Here is a 16,244-nt window from a genome sequence, read left to right on the forward strand (position 1 = left end):
GTGATCAAGAAGCTCATTACCCGGCTGCTGGGCAAACCCGGCCCCAAGCAGCGCCGTACCGGCCGCGCCCATACGCCGCGCATCGTCGGCGCCGACGAACACCAGATCGACCCGTCGCTGCTGTCGCGCAATGCGGTCAAGGTCACCTCTACGCTGCAGCAGGCCGGCTACCAGGCCTACATCGTGGGCGGCGCCGTGCGCGACCTGCTGCTCGGCATCAAGCCCAAGGACTTCGACGTCGCCACCAACGCCACACCCGACCAGGTGCAGGCGCTGTTCCGCCGCTCGCGCATCATCGGCCGCCGCTTCCAGATCGTGCACGTGACCTTCTACGGCGGGCGCGAGCAGGAAATCATCGAGGTCTCGACCTTCCGCGCGCTGGTCGACGCCATCGCCAGCGAAACCCTGCCGGAAGGCCGGCGCCTGAAGCGTGCCGAACTCGACAGCAAGACCCATGCTATCGATGCCTCGGGCCGCGTGCTGCGCGACAACGTGTGGGGCTCGCAGGCCGAAGACGCGGAACGCCGCGACTTCACCATCAACGCGATGTACTACGACCCGGCCGCGCAGACCGTGCATGACTACCATCACGGCATGGAAGACATCCGCGCGCGCACGCTGCGCATGATCGGCGACCCGGTCACGCGCTACCGCGAAGACCCGATCCGGATGCTGCGCGTGGTGCGCTTTGCCGCCAAGACCGGTTTCGACATCGACGAGGCTACGCGCGAGCCGATCGCCGGGCTGGCCGAGCTGATCCACAACGTGCCGAGCGCGCGCCTGTTCGACGAGATGCTCAAGCTGCTGATGTCCGGCCACGCCTGGGCCTCGCTGCAGGAGCTGCGCAAGGCCGGCCTGCACCAGGGCCTGCTGCCGCTGCTGGACGTGGCGCTGGAACAGCCCATGGGCCAGCGCTTCGTGCAGCTGGCGCTGGACAACACCGACCGCCGCGTGCAGGCCGGCAAGCCGGTGTCACCGGGCTTCCTGTTCGCCGCGCTGCTGTGGCACCACGTGCTGCAGCGCTGGAACAAGCTGCGCGACGAAGGCGAGCACGCCATCGCCGCGCTCAACACCGCCATGGACATGGTGCTGGAAAAGCAGACCGGCCAGCTCGCGATCCAGCGCCGCTTTGTCACCGACATGCGCGATATCTGGGGCATGCAGCCGCGCTTCGAGAAGCGCGTGGGCCGCATGCCGTTCCGGCTGCTGGAGTCGCCGCGCTTCCGCGCCGGCTTCGACTTCCTGCAGCTGCGCTGCCAGTCGGGCGAACTGCCCGAGGAACTGTCCGCGTGGTGGCAGGACTTCCAGGACGCCGACCCGGGCGAGCGCGAAGACCTGATCGATGCGGTGCGCGGCGCGCGCGGTGCCGGTGGCCATGGCGGCCATGGCGGCCATGGCGACCAGGCCGGCCAGGGCAGCGAGGGCGAAGGCCCGGCCCGCAAAAAGCGCCGCCGGCGCGGTCCGCGGAAATCGGATAAAGTGTCCTCCCGGAGCGATACGGACGCGGGCGAGGCAGCACATGCCGGCCCCGGCCAGCCGGAGGAAACTTAAATGACGCTTGCCTTCATCGGCATCGGGGCCAACCTGGGGGACGCCCGCCAGGCCATCAAGGACGCCATCGTGTGCCTGGCCCAGCAGGTCGGCATCACGGTGCTGGCGCGCTCGTCGCTCTATCGCACCGCCCCGGTCGATGCCGGCGGCGACGACTACTACAACGCGGTGGTCAAGGTGCAGACCTCGTTCACCGCGGCGCAGCTGCTGCGCATCTGCCACCACATCGAAGACCAGTTCGGCCGCGAGCGCCCGTTCCGCAACGCGCCGCGCACGCTGGACCTGGACCTGCTGCTGTTCGGCGACGAACAGCATGACCACGAGCACCTGACCGTGCCGCACCCGCGCCTGACCGAACGCGCCTTCACGCTGGTGCCGCTGCTGGAGCTGGATGCCGCGCTGGCGATCCCGGGGCGCGGCCGCGCCGCCGACTACCTGGCCGGCGTGGGCGCGCAGCGCATCGAGAAGGTCTCGACCTGCAAGTGCCTGCGCATGCAGGCCGCCGCCGGCAAGACGGGCGATGGCGGTACGCCCGGCTAGGCCCGCCCGGCAGCGCCCGCGGCGCTGCGATTCTCCACACTGACGCCCGGAACGCCATGCTCGATCACCTGCGCCGCATTGTCGTCGAAGGCCCCGTCGGATCGGGCAAGACTTCGCTGGCCCAGCGCCTGGCGCGCACGCTGCAGGCGCAGGAACTGCCCGACAGCGCCCGCCGCAGCCCATTCCTCGAGCCGTTCTACCGCGACCCCGCGCGCCATGCGCTGGCGTTGCAGCTGTGGTGCCTGACCCAGCGCGCCACGCAGCTGCAGCAGTGGCAAGCCGGCGTTGCCGCCGGCCAGCGCATGATCACCAACTTCCTGATCGCCAGGGACCGGCTGCATGCCGCGCTGACCCTGTCCGAAGACGAACTGGCGCTGTACGACGCCATCGCCGGGCGGCTGGCGCTGCCGCCGCAGCGCGCCGACCTGGTGATCGTGCTGCAGGCCACCCCGTCGCTGCTGCGCGAGCGCATCGTGCGCCGCGGCGAGCCGGGCGAGGCCGGCATCGATGAACACTACCTGCAGCGCCTGGCTGGCGCCTATGGCGAATTGTTCCACCGCTACGACGACGCCCCGGTGCTGGTGGTCGACACCGCCCATTTCAATCCGGTGGACAATGACGACGATTTCCGTACACTACTGTCGCGCATTGAAAACATGCGCGGCCGCAAGGCCTTCCTCAATCTCGCCGCGCCCTGACAGGCCTCGCCTGCCAGACACAACACAATAACGACGGCTGTCGTTGCCGTGCGGGCAGCCCTCCCGGCACCGGCAAGGCCGTCCTACACGGGCACTGCCATGAGCTACCTCCTCGATCCCTCCCGCAAGACCATCACGATTCCCAAACTGCAGGCGATGCGTGACGCCGGCGAGAAAATCGCCATGCTGACCGCGTACGACTCCAGCTTCGCCGCGCTGCTCGACTACTGCGGCGTGGAAATGATCCTGGTGGGCGACTCGCTGGGCAATGTGATGCAGGGCCAGCAGACCACGCTGCCGGTCACGCTGGAACAGATGGCCTACCACACCGAATGCGCGGCGCGCGGCAACCAGACCGCGCTGTTGCTGACGGACCTGCCGTTCGGCACCTATCCGACGGCCGAGGCCGCCTTTGCCAGTGCCGTCACGCTGATGAAGGCGGGCGCGCAGATGGTCAAGCTCGAAGGCGGCGACTGGCTCGCCCCGATCGTGCAGTTCCTGGTCGAGCGCAGCATCCCGGTGTGCGCGCATATCGGCCTGACGCCGCAGTCGGTGCATGCGCTGGGCGGCTTCAAGGTGCAGGGCAAGACCGACGCCGGCGCGGCCCAGCTCAAGCGCGATGCGCTGGCCTTGCAGGCAGCCGGCGCCCAGGTGGTGCTGATGGAGGCGGTGCCGGCGGCGCTGGCCGGCGAGATCACGCAATCGCTGACGGTGCCGACCATCGGCATCGGCGCCGGCGCCGACTGCTCCGGCCAGGTGCTGGTGCTGCAGGACATGCTCAACATCTACCCGGGCCGCAAGGCCAAGTTCGTGCGCAATTTCATGGACGGCCAGCCTTCGATCGAGGCCGCCGTGCGCGCCTACGTAGCCGCCGTCAAGGATGGCAGCTTCCCCGCCGTCGAGCACACCTTCTCCGCCTGACGCGGTGGAGATCGGCACCGCCACCGCCGAAGCCTTCCGCCTGCTGGCCAGCGGCGACGCCGGCCTGTGGTTTATCGTCTGGACCTCGCTGGTGGTAGCGGTGCTGGGGCTGGCCATCGCCACGGTGCCGGCCATTGCCGCGGCCTGGCTGATCGCCACGCGGCAGTTCCCGGGCCGGCGCGCGGTGGTGGTGGTGGCGCAGGCCTTCCTGTCGTTCCCGACCGTGCTGGTCGGGCTGATCCTCTACCTGCTGCTGACGCGGCAGGGTCCGCTGGGCGGCCTGCACTTGCTGTTCACCCCTTCCGGCATGGTGCTGGGGCAGGCGGTGATCGGCTTCCCGGTGGTACTGGCGTTTGCGCTGTCGACGCTGCAGGGTGCCGACGTGCGCCTGCGCGAGACCGCCTGGGTGCTAGGCGCCGGCCGCTGGCGCACCTTCCTGACGGTGCTGCGCGAACTGCGCTTCGGGCTGATGGCGGCGGTGGTCGCCGGCTTTGGCCGGGTGATTGCCGAAGTCGGCTCGGCGCTGATGATCGGCGGCAATATCGAAGGCTCGACCCGCACCATCACCACCGCCATCGCACTGGAAACCAGCAAGGGCGAATTTGCGCAAGGCATTGCGCTGGGCATGGTGCTGGTGGCGCTGGCGCTGCTGGTCAATATCGGCATGGCCTGGCTGCAGGGTGCCGGAGGCTTTCGCCAATGACTCCGTCCGTGGCCGCCGCCCATGGCCCGCTGCTGACCGTGCGCGGACTGGCGCGCACCATCGGCCTGCGCAAGCTGTTTGCCATCGACACGCTGGTGATCCCGCGCGCCGCCGCGATCGTGATGACCGGCATGAACGGCGCCGGCAAGACCACGCTGCTGCGCATGCTGGCCGGGCTCGAGGCCGCGCCCGGCGCGGTGGCGCAATGGACCGATGCGAACGGTACACACAGTGCCCCGCTGACCCCGCTGCCGCCGGCACTGCGCCGGCGCATTGCCTACCTGCACCAGCACCCGTACCTGTTCCGTACCTCGGTGCGCGAGAACATCGCCTACGGACTGCGCGCGCGCGGGCTGCCGCCTCATGAGATCGACTGCCGCGTAGGCGAGGCGCTGGGCTGGGCCGGGGTCTCGCACCTGCAGGACACCGCGCCCGAATACCTGTCCGGCGGCGAGATCCAGCGCGTGGCGCTGGCGCGCGCCAAGGTGCTGGAGCCTGAGCTGCTGCTGCTTGATGAACCCACCTCCAGCCTCGACGGCCACGCGCGCGAGCAGGTGATTGCGCTGGTCGGCGACCTCGCCGCCGAAGGCCGCACCGTGGTGATGATCTGCCACGACCGCGAGCTGATCAACCTGCCGGGCGTGGTGCGCTGGAAGCTCGGCGACGGCGTGCTGGACACCCACCACCCGTAGCCGTCGGCTAGGCCCGCAGCCGCGCCGGCATCACACCGCGCAAGGCATTGACCAGTACGATGGCCTCGGCGCGCGCCAGCATCGCGCGCGTGATGACGGCTTCCTCCACCGTTTCGCCGGGCGCGCCCAGCGCCGCGCTGCCCGTTTCCAGCACCACCGCCCGCATCACGCCCGGCAGGATGTCGGCCGACAGCGGCGGCGTCAGCCAGCGGCCATCGAGGCGCACGAACACGGAACTGCGCCCGCCCTCGAGCAGTTCGCCGCGCGTGTTGAAGAACAGCCGGTCGAAGCCGCCGGCGCGCTCGGCGGCCTGCCAGCCGGCGTCGAAGACGGCGCGCGCACTGGTCTTGTGGCGGCGCAGCGGGTCGGCAACCGGCAATGGGTCCGGGGCGATGTCGATGCCCACCGGGCCCGCCGGCAGTGGCGCGAGCGCGCCGCTGGCAAACGCGAGCGTGCCGGCCTTGTCCACGCTGAGCCGCAGGCGCCAGCCGCCGGCACCGAGTTGCGCCGCCTGCACGGCAGCCGCATCGCGCGCGGCGTCGGCATCGAAGGCAAAACCGAACGCCTGCGCCGACGCCCCGATGCGGGCCAGGTGCCGTGCCAGGTGCGGGCACGCGCCGTCCTGCACGCGCATGGTCTCGAACAGCGTGAAGCCGGGATCGTGCCGGGTCAGGAAGCGCGCCTTCCAGCCGCATTCGGCAAATTCTTCCGCGGCCACGCTGTCATGGACGATGCCGCCGCCCACGCCCATCTCGCCGGCGCGCAGCCCGCTGGCCGCCCGCGGCGCCAGCACCAGCGTGCGGATCGCCACCGACAGGGCGAACGGGCCCGCCACGGCGTTGCCGCACGGCGCGTCGATCCAGCCGATCGCGCCGGTGTACAGGCCGCGCGGCGAGCGCTCCAGCTCGGCAATGAGCTGCATGGTGCGCCGCTTGGGCGCGCCGGTGATCGAGCCGCACGGGAACAGTGCCGCCATCATCGCGCCAAAGCCGGTCTCGGCCCGCGCCGTCGCGGTCACCGTGGAAGTCATCTGCAGCACCGCGCCGAACGGCTGCACCGCGAAGCGCTCCGGCACCGCCACGCTGCCCGGCCGCGCGATGCGGCCCAGGTCGTTGCGCAGCAGGTCGACGATCATCACGTTCTCGGCACGGTTCTTGGCGTCGGCGGCCAGCGCGGCGGCCGCCTGCGCGTCGCGCGCGGTGTCGCCGGCGCGCGGCGCGGTGCCCTTCATCGGCCGCGTCAGCAAATGGCCCTGGCCGTCGTGGCGCACGAACAGCTCGGGCGACAGCGACAGCACCATCGCGCTATCCGGCAACCTCGCCAGCACGCCATAAGGCACCGGCTGCGCCGCGCGCAGCGCCGCGTACAGCGCCACGGGATCGCCGAAGGCATCGCAGCGCAGGCGCTGGGTGTAGTTGACCTGGTAGGTATCGCCGGCTTCGATCCACCGGTGGATGCGCGCGATGGCGTCGTCGAATTCCGCGCGGGAAGTATCGGATGCCACGTCCATCAGGCCCGCTGGCTTCGGGTCGGCGTTCGACTGCAGCCACGCCGTGACCGCCGCGGCATCGAGCCGGCGCAGGTCGCGGAACCACAGCAGGCGCAGCGCGCCGTCGTGGAACGGCATCGCGTTGCCGGTATGCACCGGAGCATCAACCAGGGCGCCGCCGAATTCGTAGGAGGCGAACAGGGTGGCATGCCAGCCCTGGCGCCAGCCGTCGGCGAGCATGGCGTCGAGCTGCGCGATGTGGCTGCCGGCAGGCAAGACGTCTTCGCGGATGAAGCCGGTGTAGAGGCGCGATACGGCATCCCCCGCCGGAGCCGTGGCGTCGTCAAGCAGAACGAAGGCGTCCCCCACCCCAGGCTGGGTGCTCCCCTCTCCCGCTTGCGGGAGAGGGGCCGGGGGAGAGGGCAGGGGCTGGATGCTTGCTACCACGGGAAATCGTCAGGAAAAACAGGATTGCCGGCGCCGCCGGCATGGAAGGCAGTGATGCATTATCGCGCGGCGCAAGCCGGGTGGGCGATGGGCACGCCCGCCCTCTCCCCCAGCCCCTCTCCCGCAAGTGGGAGAGGGAAGCAAACCAGCGGTTCGCTGACTCCCGGCGCCGCGCCAAAAAACAAAACCGGCCACGCTCGCGCATGGCCGGTTCCTTACCGCAACCCCGATCAGCTGAAGAAGCTCTTCACCTTGTCCAGCCAGGAGGTCTCCTGCGGACTGTGGCGCGAGCCGCCCTCATGCACCGAGCGGTCGAACTGGCGCAGCATGTCCTTCTGCGCCTCGGTCAGCTTGACCGGCGTCTCCACGTTCACATGCACGTAGAGGTCGCCCGGGTAGCCGGAGCGCACGCCCTTGATGCCCTTGCCGCGCAGCCGGAAAGTCTTGCCGGACTGCGTCGCCTCGGGCACCGGGAAGGTGGCCTTGCCGCTCAGCGTGGGCACCTCCAGGTCGCCGCCCAGCGCCGCGGTGGCAAACGAGATCGGCATCTGGCAGTGCAGGTCGTCGCCGTCGCGCTCGAACACCGCGTGCGGCTTGATGTGGACTTCCACATACAGGTCGCCCGGAGGGCCGCCGTTGATGCCCGGCTCGCCGTTGCCGGACGAGCGGATCCGCATGCCTTCGTCGATGCCGGCCGGGATTTTCACTTCCAGCGTCTTCTGCGACTTCAGCTTGCCCTGGCCGTGGCACTTGGTGCAGGGCTTGGGGATGAACTTGCCGCTGCCGTGGCACTTCGGGCATGTCTGCTGCATGGTGAAGAAGCCCTGCGACACGCGTACCTGGCCGGCGCCGTGGCAGGTCGGGCAGGTTTCCACGCTGGAGCCAGGCTCGGCGCCGTTGCCGTGGCAGTGGTCGCAGTCGTCCCAGTGCGGCACGCGGATCTGCGCCTCGTGGCCGTGCGCGGCCTGCTCCAGCGAGATCTCCATGCTGTAGCGCAGGTCGGCGCCGCGGTAGGCCTGCGGGCCGCCACCGCCGCGGCGGCCGCCGCCGCCCTGGCCGAAGATATCGCCGAAGATGTCGCCAAAGGCCTCGGCGAAGCCGCCGTAGCCCTGCGCGCCGCCGAAGCCGCCGGCCATGTTCGGGTCCACGCCGGCATGGCCGTACTGGTCATACGCGGCTTTCTTCTCCGGGTCGGAAAGCATCTCGTAGGCCTCCTTGGCCTCCTTGAATTTTTCCTCGGATTCCTTGCTGTCCGGATTGCGGTCCGGGTGGTATTTCATCGCGAGCTTGCGATAAGCCTTCTTGACTTCGTCTTCGCTCGCGTTCTTGCCTACCCCGAGCACTTCGTAATAGTCACGTTTTGCCATGGTGGCTCATTACCTCATTGGCCGGCGGTGCAAGCGGCACCAGCCGGCGAATAGCAAAAAAGCCGAGCGCGGCATCCGACGGCGGTTTCCCGCAGGTCTGATGGCCGTCGCCCGGCGTCGGGGCGGGAGCGGCGCCGGCCAGTGCCTGCACCGCCGCCCGCGTATCCCGATTACTTCTTGTCGTTGACTTCCTTGAATTCGGCGTCCACAACGTTGTCGTCCTGCGGCTGGGCCTGCTGCTGGCCGCCGGCAGCACCCGCGGCACCGGCCGCGGCGCCTTCGCCGGCCTTGGCCTGCATGTCGGCGTAGACCTTCTCGCCCAGCTTCTGGCTGACTTCGGACAGCGCATTGACCTTGGCGTCGATCTCGGCCTTGTCGCCGCCGCGTGCGGCGTCTTCCAGTGCCTTGATCGCGGCCTCGATCTTTTCCTTCTCGCCCGCGTCGAGCTTGTCGCCGTACTCGGTCAGCGCCTTCTTGGTCGAGTGGATCAGCGCGTCGGCCTGGTTGCGGGCATCAGCCAGCTCGCGGGCCTTCTTGTCTTCCTCGGCGTTGGCCTCGGCGTCCTTGACCATGCGCTGGATCTCGTCTTCCGACAGGCCCGAGTTCGCCTTGATGGTGATCCGGTTTTCCTTGCCGCTGGCCTTGTCCTTGGCGCCCACGTGCAGGATGCCGTTGGCGTCGATGTCGAACGAGACCTCGATCTGCGGCGTGCCGCGCGGTGCCGGCGGGATGCCTTCCAGATTGAACTCGCCCAGCAGCTTGTTGCCGGTCGCCATCTCGCGCTCGCCCTGGTACACCTTGATGGTCACGGCCGGCTGGTTGTCGTCGGCGGTCGAGAACACCTGCGCATGCTTGGTCGGGATGGTGGTGTTCTTGGTGATCATCTTGGTCATCACGCCGCCCAGGGTCTCGATCCCCAGCGACAGCGGCGTCACGTCCAGCAGCAGCACGTCCTTGCGGTCGCCCGACAGCACCGAGCCCTGGATCGCGGCACCGACGGCCACGGCTTCATCCGGGTTCACGTCCTTGCGAGCTTCCTTGCCGAAGAACTCCTTGACCTGTTCCTGCACCTTGGGCATGCGGGTCATGCCGCCGACCAGGATCACGTCGTCGATGTCGCTGACCTTGACGCCCGCGTCCTTGATCGCGGTGCGGCACGGCTCGATGGTGCGCGTGATCAGCTCTTCCACCAGGGATTCGAGCTTGGCGCGCGTCATCTTCAGGTTCAAGTGCTTCGGACCCGAGGCATCGGCCGTGATGTACGGCAGGTTGATCTCGGTCTGCTGCGAGCTCGACAGTTCGATCTTGGCCTTTTCCGCGGCTTCCTTCAGGCGCTGCAGCGCGAGCACGTCCTTGGACAGGTCGACGCCCTGGTCCTTCTTGAATTCGCCGATGATGTAATCGATGATGCGCTGGTCGAAGTCTTCGCCGCCCAGGAAGGTGTCGCCGTTGGTCGACAGCACTTCGAACTGCTTCTCGCCGTCGACGTCCGCGATCTCGATGATCGAGATGTCGAAGGTGCCGCCGCCGAGGTCATACACGGCAATCTTGCGGTCGCCCTTCTCGTTCTTGTCCATGCCAAACGCCAGCGCAGCCGCGGTCGGCTCGTTGATGATGCGCTTGACGTCCAGGCCGGCGATGCGGCCGGCGTCCTTGGTGGCCTGGCGCTGCGAGTCGTTGAAGTAGGCCGGCACGGTGATCACGGCTTCGGTCACCGGTTCGCCAAGGTAGTCCTCGGCGGTCTTCTTCATCTTGCGCAGCACTTCGGCCGACACCTGCGGCGGCGCCAGCTTCTGGTCGCGCACCGACACCCATGCGTCGCCGTTGTCGGCCTTGACGATGGCGTACGGCATCAGGCCGATGTCCTTCTGGACTTCCTTCTCTTCGAACTTGCGGCCGATCAGGCGCTTGACCGCGTACAGGGTGTTGCGCGGATTGGTGACGGCCTGGCGCTTGGCCGGCGCGCCGACCAGGATCTCGCCGTCTTCCATGTAGGCGATGATCGACGGGGTGGTGCGGGCACCCTCCGAATTCTCGATGACCTTGGGCGTGTTGCCTTCCAGGATCGCGACGCAGCTATTGGTGGTACCGAGGTCGATACCGATGATCTTACCCATTATTCTCTCCTCTTGAGCCAGCGCTATCCGCGCCGCTGCAATTCAACCTGAGGCCGAAATGTGGCCGTCCGGGGGCTTTTCAAGGGCAGAACCGGCAAATCCGAGTAATTTTCTCGGTTTCTGCCCCCGGTCAACGGCGGGCGCCGCCGAAGCTTGAGCCGCCAGCGCTCACAAGCCGCATTTTGTTGCGGCTAAATTACTTTCAAGAAGCGTCGCGATCACGTTGCCAAAGCACGTCCGAGCCGCCGCCGGCCCGGTTCAGCACCCGCGCCAACACGAACATCAGGTCCGAGAGCCGGTTCAGGTACTGGCGCGGCGCCTCGTTGAGCGGCTCCGCCGCGCCCAGCGCCACCAGCGCGCGCTCGGCGCGCCGGCACACGGTGCGGCATACATGGGCCTGCGCCGCGGCGCGGCTGCCGCCAGGCAGGATGAATTCGGCCAGCCGTGGCAGGTTGGCGTTGTAGTCGGCCAGCCAGGTGTCGAGCTGCGCTACCTGCTCGGGCTTGAGCAAGGTGTAGCCCGGGATGGAGAGCTCGCCGCCGAGGTCGAACAGGTCATGCTGGATATGCAGCAACGCGGCGCGCACGTCGGCGGGCAGGTCTTCGGTCAGCAGCACGCCGACGTGGCAGTTCAGCTCGTCCACGTCGCCGATCGTGGCGATGCGCAGGCTGTCCTTGCCGGTGCGGCTGCCATCGCCCAGGCCGGTGGTGCCGGCGTCGCCGGTGCGGGTGGCGATTTTCGACAGGCGGTTGCCCATGCCGGTCTCCTTTTCAGCGGTTTGTCGTGGGGAAATGGCGCATTATCGCGCCAGAGCCGATCGATTTGCCATGCGCGCCTGCGCTGCCGCATCCCGGCCGGCGCGGGCCGCCGGCTTGTGCGGCTATCGGCCGGGCCGACGCCGCCGGAAGGTGCATGAGCCGCCGCGCGGCGTAGAATGCCGTTATTCGCCCATTCAACCGGGTCGCGCCCCCGCCTGCCTCCGTTGCCTCGACCGGAGCGCCCGCGCCGGCAGCATCGCCGGCCACCCCGCCGCGCCGACCCGCCGGAGACCCGCATGAACCACCCCACGCCGTCCACCTCGCTTGCCCGCCGTCCGCTGCCCGCCGCGCTCGGCGACGCCCTCGCGGCCCGCTTCGGCGAGCGCTTCACCACCTCCGCCGGCGTGCGCGAGCACCACGGCCGCGACGAATCGCCGTTCCCGCCGGCGCTGCCGGATGCCGTGGTCTTCGCCCACAGCACCGAGGAAGTGGCCGAGGTGGCGCGGCTGTGCAACCAGCATGGCGTGCCGCTGATCGCGTATGGCGCCGGCTCGTCGCTCGAGGGCCACCTGCTGGCGGTGGCCGGCGGCATCAGCCTGGACCTGTCGCAGATGAACCGGGTGCTGGCGGTGCAGCCCGAGGACCTGACCGTGACCGTGCAGCCCGGCGTCACGCGCAAGCAGTTGAACCAGGAGATCAAGGACACCGGCCTGTTTTTCCCGATCGACCCGGGCGCCGATGCGTCGCTGGGCGGCATGTGCGCCACGCGCGCGTCGGGGACCAACGCGGTGCGCTACGGCACCATGCGCGAGAACGTGCTGGCGCTGACGGTGGTGACCGCCGACGGCCGCGTGATCCGCACCGGCACGCAGGCGCGCAAGTCATCGGCGGGCTATGACCTGACCCGGCTCTTCATCGGCAGCGAAGGCACGCTGGGCATCATCACCGAGGTCACGGTGCGGCTGTACCCGCAGCCGGAGGCAATCTCCGCCGCGGTTTGCGCCTTTCCCAGCATGGGCAGCGCCGTGCAGGCGGTGATCCAGACCATCCAGCTAGGCGTGCCGGTGGCGCGCGTGGAATTCGTCGATGCGCTGGCGATCCGCGCCATCAACCGCCACGACAACCTGACCCTGCCGGAAACCCCGCACCTGTTCTTCGAATTCCACGGCACCGAGGCCGGCGTGCGCGAGCAGGCCGAGACCGTCCAGCAGATCACCGCCGAGTACGGCGGGCAGGGCTTCGAATGGGCCACGCGCCCGGAGGACCGCAGCCGGCTATGGAACGCGCGCCATACCGCGTACTTTGCGATGCTGCAGCTCAAGCCGGGCTGCAAGTCGGTCACCACCGACGTGTGCGTGCCGATCTCGCGCCTGGCCGACTGCGTCACCGAGACCGAGAAGGACCTGAACGCGTCCGCCCTGCCCTGCCCGATCGTCGGCCATGTGGGCGACGGCAACTTCCACGTGGCGATCCTGGTCGACCCCGACAAGCCCGAGGAAATGGCCGAGGCCGAGGCCATCAACCAGCGCATCGTCGAACGCGCGCTGGCGATGGGCGGCACCTGCACCGGCGAGCACGGCGTGGGCCTGCACAAGCAGCGCTTCCTGGTGGAAGAGCACGGTGAAGACGCGCTGGACCTGATGCGCGCGATCAAGGACGCGCTCGATCCCAACCACATCCTGAACCCGGGCAAGATCTTCAGCGCCACGCGCGCCGGCGCGCAGTAACGCCCCCGACGCGCAACGAAGGATGGCTTCCATGTTCAACCGCGTGCCGCCGCTGCACTTGCTGATCGCATTCGAGGCCGCCGCGCGCCTGGGCAGCTTCGCGCGCGCGGCCGAGGAGCTGTCGGTCACGCCCAGCGCGGTCTCGCACCGTATCAAGAACCTCGAGGAGCTGTGGGGCGAAGACCTGTTCGTGCGCGCCAACGCCGCGCTGCGGCTGACCGCCGCCGGCACGCGCTACCTGCGCAACGTGCAGGACGCGCTCAAGTCGCTCAATGAACTGGCGCGTCCGGAGTACAACAAGCTGCGCACGCGCCTGCGCGTGGCGATCCCGCCCACCTTCGGGCGCCAGCACCTGGTGCCGCGGCTGCCCGAGTTCGGCGCGCTCTATCCGCATATCGACCTCGAGCTGCACCTGGCGATCCCGTTCCTCGACGTCAAGGCCGAGGACACCGACGTCGAGATCCGCTACGGCACCGGCCGCTACCCTGACCTGAAGACCACGCGGCTGCTGGTGGAACCGGTGTTCCCGGCGTGCGGTCGCGAATACTACGAGCGCGTCAACGGGCGCGCCATCACGCGGCCCGAGCACCTGCACGGGCTGGTGCTGCTGCGCAGCCCGCTGGAGCCGTGGAAGCCTTGGTTCGAGACCGCCGGACTGGACTGGCCCGAGCCGCAGACCGGCCCGCAGTTCAACGACATCGGGCTGATGCTGGAAGCCATCGCCTCCAACCAGGGCGTGGCGCTGGTGCGCCAGCGCATGGCGCGGCACTGGCTGTCGCTGGGGCAGATGGTGCGGCTGCTCGATGTGGAATCGGTCTCGCCGCATGGCTACTACATCGTCGAGCGCGAACAGGCCCCGCTCAAGCCCGAGGCGCGTTATTTCGTCGACTGGCTGCTGAGCCTTGACTGGTAGGAGAACCGCCGCATGGAAATCCGCCTGCTGACCCCGGCCGATGCCGCAGCCTTCCACGCGCTGCGCCTGCAAGGACTGGCGGAGGCGCCCGAAGCCTTTGCCGCCAGCCTTGAGGAAGAGCAGGAGCTGGCGCCGGAGGCCGTGGCGCAACGCCTGGCGCCGAGCGCGGACAAGGCCATGTTCGGTGCCTTCGCACCGGGTGCCGGCGGCGACGCGCCGGGCGGCCTGGTGGGCATGGTCGGGGTCATGCGCGAACCCCGGCGCAAGCACTGGCACAAGGCTTCGATCTTCGGCATGTACGTGGCGCCGGGCTGGCGCGAGCACAAGCTCGGCCGGGCGCTTATGCGGCGCGCGCTGCAGCAGGCCGCCGCCATGCCGGGGGTGCGCCAGGTCACGCTGTGCGTCAATGCCGGCAGCGCGGGCGCGGTGCGCTTGTACGAGTCGCTCGGGTTCGAGCGCTTCGGGCTGGAGCCCGATGCGTTGTACGTCGCGCCGCACTTCCACGACAAGCTCGACATGGTGCTGCGGCTGCCGGCCCCTGCCGCGCAGCCGGAACGCTGAACGCAGCGCCACCCTCCGGGGCCGCCGGTGCTACGCTGAAACCGGGGCCAGCGCACGCCCGGCCATGATGAGCATTTTTGATCGGCGTGCCATGCGGAATTCACGTCCGGCGTGATGCCCGCGCCCGGTGCCCTGCGCTATAGTCAGCCGTCCTCCGCAGCCGGCCCTGCACCGCCGCGGCCGGCAGGCCGGGCCACGGCCGCCGCCCAGGAGACCCCACAGGAGTCGTTCATGAATGCCCCGCACGAAGCCCAAACCCTCGCCGCCGGCAACGCCCAGGCCGCGGCTGACAGCCGCCGCGGCGCGCTGCTGGCCGGGCTGGCGCAGATCCTGCCCGACGCCGCGGTGCTGTGGAAGCCGGAAGACACCGTCCCCTATGAATGCGACGGCCTGGCCGCGTACCGCCAGGTGCCGATGGCGGTAGCGCTGCCCGACACCGAGGAGCAGGTCTGCGCCATCCTGCGGCTGTGCCACCAGTTGGGCGTGCCGGTGGTGCCGCGCGGCGCCGGCACCAGCCTGTCGGGCGGCGCCATGCCGATTGCCGAGGGCCTGGTGCTGTCGCTGGCCAAGTTCAAGCGGATCCTGTCGGTCGATCCTTATTCGCGCACCGCGGTGGTCCAGCCGGGCGTGCGCAACCTGGCCATCTCGGATGCCGCAGCGCCCCACAACCTGTACTACGCGCCCGACCCGTCGTCGCAGATCGCCTGCACCATCGGTGGCAACGTCAGCGAGAACTCCGGCGGCGTGCACTGCCTGAAGTACGGCCTGACCGTGCACAACGTGCTGCGCGTGCGCGCGGTGACGATGGCGGGCGAAGTGGTGGTGTTCGGCTCCGAAGCTCCCGACGCGCCCGGGCTGGACCTGCTGGCGGTGCTGATCGGCTCCGAGGGCATGCTGGCGGTGGTCACCGAGGTCACCGTGCGCCTGATCCCCAAGCCGCAGCTGGCGCAGGTGATCATGGCCTGCTTCGACGATGTCGAGAAAGGCGGCAACGCGGTTGCCGATGTGATCGCCGCGGGCATCATCCCGGCCGGGCTCGAGATGATGGACAAGCCTGCCACCGCCGCGGTCGAGCAGTTCGTGCACGCGGGCTATGACCTCGATGCCGCCGCCATCCTGCTGTGCGAGTCCGACGGCACGCCCGAGGAAGTGGCCGAGGAAATCGAACGCATGAGCGCGGTGCTGAAGGCATCGGGCTGCACCCGCATCGTGGTCTCGCAGAACGAAGCCGAGCGCCTGCGCTTCTGGAGCGGACGCAAGAACGCGTTCCCGGCGGCGGGGCGGATTTCGCCGGACTATTACTGCATGGACGGCACCATCCCGCGCAAGCATATCGGCACGCTGCTCAAGCGCATCGAGGCCATGGAAGGCAAGTACGGCCTGCGCTGCATCAACGTATTCCATGCCGGCGACGGCAACATGCATCCGCTGGTGCTGTTTGACGGCGGCGACGAGGACCAGTGGCACCGCGCCGAGCTGTTTGGCGCCGACATCCTGGAAACCTGCGTCGAGCTGGGCGGCACCGTTACCGGCGAGCACGGCGTGGGAGTGGAGAAGCTCAACTCCATGTGCGTGCAGTTCTCGACTGCGGAGCGCGACGCCTTCTTCGGCGTCAAGGCCGCCTTCGACCCGGCGCGGCTGCTCAACCCCGACAAGGCCATTCCCACGCTGGCGCGCTGCGCGGAGTACGGCAAGCTGCACGTGAAGAAAGGCCTGCTGCCGCATCCCGAATTGCCGCGCTTCTAAGCCCCATCCCCGAA

General features: G+C 69.1%; 14 protein-coding genes. 10 read left to right on the forward strand and 4 right to left on the reverse strand.

Features of this window, described 5'->3' with window-relative positions; all coding sequences use genetic code 11:
* The 6 genes from pcnB to E5S69_RS17145 all read left to right on the forward strand — a co-directional run bounded on the left by pcnB (position 1) and on the right by E5S69_RS17145 (position 5,105).
* Positions 1-1,551: a polynucleotide adenylyltransferase PcnB gene (gene pcnB, locus E5S69_RS17120; RefSeq protein ID WP_171515843.1), complete on the forward strand. Its 1,551-nt coding sequence runs from the start codon at positions 1-3 to the stop codon at positions 1,549-1,551.
* Positions 1,552-2,091 carry a 2-amino-4-hydroxy-6-hydroxymethyldihydropteridine diphosphokinase gene (folK, locus tag E5S69_RS17125; RefSeq protein ID WP_171515844.1) on the forward strand — a complete coding sequence of 180 codons (540 nt, stop codon included), beginning with the start codon at positions 1,552-1,554 and terminating at the stop codon, positions 2,089-2,091. It abuts the gene before it with no gap.
* 56 nt (positions 2,092-2,147) lie between these two features.
* A complete protein-coding gene (locus E5S69_RS17130) occupies positions 2,148-2,789 on the forward strand; it encodes a deoxynucleoside kinase (protein ID WP_171515845.1) in 642 nt (213 codons plus the stop codon).
* Between the two features lie 99 nt (positions 2,790-2,888).
* Positions 2,889-3,710 (forward strand): 3-methyl-2-oxobutanoate hydroxymethyltransferase, encoded by an 822-nt coding sequence (gene panB, locus E5S69_RS17135; protein ID WP_171515846.1) that lies wholly within the window; start codon positions 2,889-2,891, stop codon positions 3,708-3,710.
* Between the two features lie 4 nt (positions 3,711-3,714).
* On the forward strand, positions 3,715-4,413 hold the full coding sequence (locus tag E5S69_RS17140) for an ABC transporter permease (protein WP_171515913.1): 699 nt from the start codon (positions 3,715-3,717) through the stop codon (positions 4,411-4,413).
* Entirely contained in the window at positions 4,410-5,105 is a 696-nt protein-coding gene (locus E5S69_RS17145; protein WP_171515847.1) for an energy-coupling factor ABC transporter ATP-binding protein, read from the forward strand. The genes E5S69_RS17140 and E5S69_RS17145 overlap by 4 nt, the downstream gene beginning before the upstream one ends.
* Before the next feature lie 7 nt (positions 5,106-5,112).
* On the opposite strand, the gene pabB is transcribed toward E5S69_RS17145, so the two are convergent.
* From pabB to E5S69_RS17165, 4 genes are all read right to left on the reverse strand, one after another.
* A complete protein-coding gene (gene pabB, locus E5S69_RS17150) occupies positions 5,113-7,041 on the reverse strand; it encodes an aminodeoxychorismate synthase component I (RefSeq protein ID WP_171515848.1) in 1,929 nt (642 codons plus the stop codon).
* A 230-nt stretch (positions 7,042-7,271) separates the two neighbouring features.
* Positions 7,272-8,408 (reverse strand): molecular chaperone DnaJ, encoded by a 1,137-nt coding sequence (dnaJ, locus tag E5S69_RS17155; RefSeq protein ID WP_171515849.1) that lies wholly within the window; start codon positions 8,406-8,408, stop codon positions 7,272-7,274.
* A 170-nt stretch (positions 8,409-8,578) separates the two neighbouring features.
* Positions 8,579-10,525 carry a molecular chaperone DnaK gene (dnaK, locus tag E5S69_RS17160; RefSeq protein WP_171515850.1) on the reverse strand — a complete coding sequence of 649 codons (1,947 nt, stop codon included), beginning with the start codon at positions 10,523-10,525 and terminating at the stop codon, positions 8,579-8,581.
* A 202-nt stretch (positions 10,526-10,727) separates the two neighbouring features.
* Entirely contained in the window at positions 10,728-11,282 is a 555-nt protein-coding gene (locus tag E5S69_RS17165) for a cob(I)yrinic acid a,c-diamide adenosyltransferase (protein ID WP_171515851.1), read from the reverse strand.
* Positions 11,283-11,579: 297 nt separating this feature from the next.
* Between E5S69_RS17165 and E5S69_RS17170 the strand changes: the two genes are divergently transcribed.
* From E5S69_RS17170 to E5S69_RS17185, 4 genes are all read left to right on the forward strand, one after another.
* Positions 11,580-13,010 (forward strand): FAD-binding oxidoreductase, encoded by a 1,431-nt coding sequence (locus E5S69_RS17170; protein ID WP_171515852.1) that lies wholly within the window; start codon positions 11,580-11,582, stop codon positions 13,008-13,010.
* 22 nt (positions 13,011-13,032) lie between these two features.
* Complete coding sequence (locus E5S69_RS17175; RefSeq protein WP_171515853.1) at positions 13,033-13,923, forward strand: LysR substrate-binding domain-containing protein; 891 nt, start codon at positions 13,033-13,035, stop codon at positions 13,921-13,923.
* Positions 13,924-13,935: 12 nt separating this feature from the next.
* A complete protein-coding gene (locus tag E5S69_RS17180) occupies positions 13,936-14,484 on the forward strand; it encodes a GNAT family N-acetyltransferase (RefSeq protein ID WP_171515854.1) in 549 nt (182 codons plus the stop codon).
* Between the two features lie 231 nt (positions 14,485-14,715).
* Entirely contained in the window at positions 14,716-16,230 is a 1,515-nt protein-coding gene (locus tag E5S69_RS17185; RefSeq protein ID WP_171515855.1) for an FAD-linked oxidase C-terminal domain-containing protein, read from the forward strand.
* Positions 16,231-16,244 lie beyond the last annotated feature (14 nt).

Source organism: Cupriavidus necator (assembly GCF_013141915.1).
GTDB classification, from domain to species: Bacteria; Pseudomonadota; Gammaproteobacteria; order Burkholderiales; family Burkholderiaceae; genus Cupriavidus; species Cupriavidus necator_B.

Excerpts from the sequence above, each read along its gene's own strand:
- E5S69_RS17180 (WP_171515854.1), top strand. The coding sequence starts at position 13,936 with ATGGAAATCCGCCTGCTGACCCCGGCCGATGCCGCAGCCTTCCACGCG.
- E5S69_RS17170 (WP_171515852.1), top strand. The coding sequence starts at position 11,580 with ATGAACCACCCCACGCCGTCCACCTCGCTTGCCCGCCGTCCGCTGCCC.
- E5S69_RS17175 (WP_171515853.1), top strand. The coding sequence starts at position 13,033 with ATGGCTTCCATGTTCAACCGCGTGCCGCCGCTGCACTTGCTGATCGCA.
- E5S69_RS17145 (WP_171515847.1), top strand. The coding sequence starts at position 4,410 with ATGACTCCGTCCGTGGCCGCCGCCCATGGCCCGCTGCTGACCGTGCGC.
- dnaJ (WP_171515849.1), bottom strand. The coding sequence starts at position 8,408 with ATGGCAAAACGTGACTATTACGAAGTGCTCGGGGTAGGCAAGAACGCG.
- dnaK (WP_171515850.1), bottom strand. The coding sequence starts at position 10,525 with ATGGGTAAGATCATCGGTATCGACCTCGGTACCACCAATAGCTGCGTC.
- panB (WP_171515846.1), top strand. The coding sequence starts at position 2,889 with ATGAGCTACCTCCTCGATCCCTCCCGCAAGACCATCACGATTCCCAAA.
- E5S69_RS17185 (WP_171515855.1), top strand. The coding sequence starts at position 14,716 with ATGAATGCCCCGCACGAAGCCCAAACCCTCGCCGCCGGCAACGCCCAG.
- E5S69_RS17130 (WP_171515845.1), top strand. The coding sequence starts at position 2,148 with ATGCTCGATCACCTGCGCCGCATTGTCGTCGAAGGCCCCGTCGGATCG.
- folK (WP_171515844.1), top strand. The coding sequence starts at position 1,552 with ATGACGCTTGCCTTCATCGGCATCGGGGCCAACCTGGGGGACGCCCGC.
- E5S69_RS17165 (WP_171515851.1), bottom strand. The coding sequence starts at position 11,282 with ATGGGCAACCGCCTGTCGAAAATCGCCACCCGCACCGGCGACGCCGGC.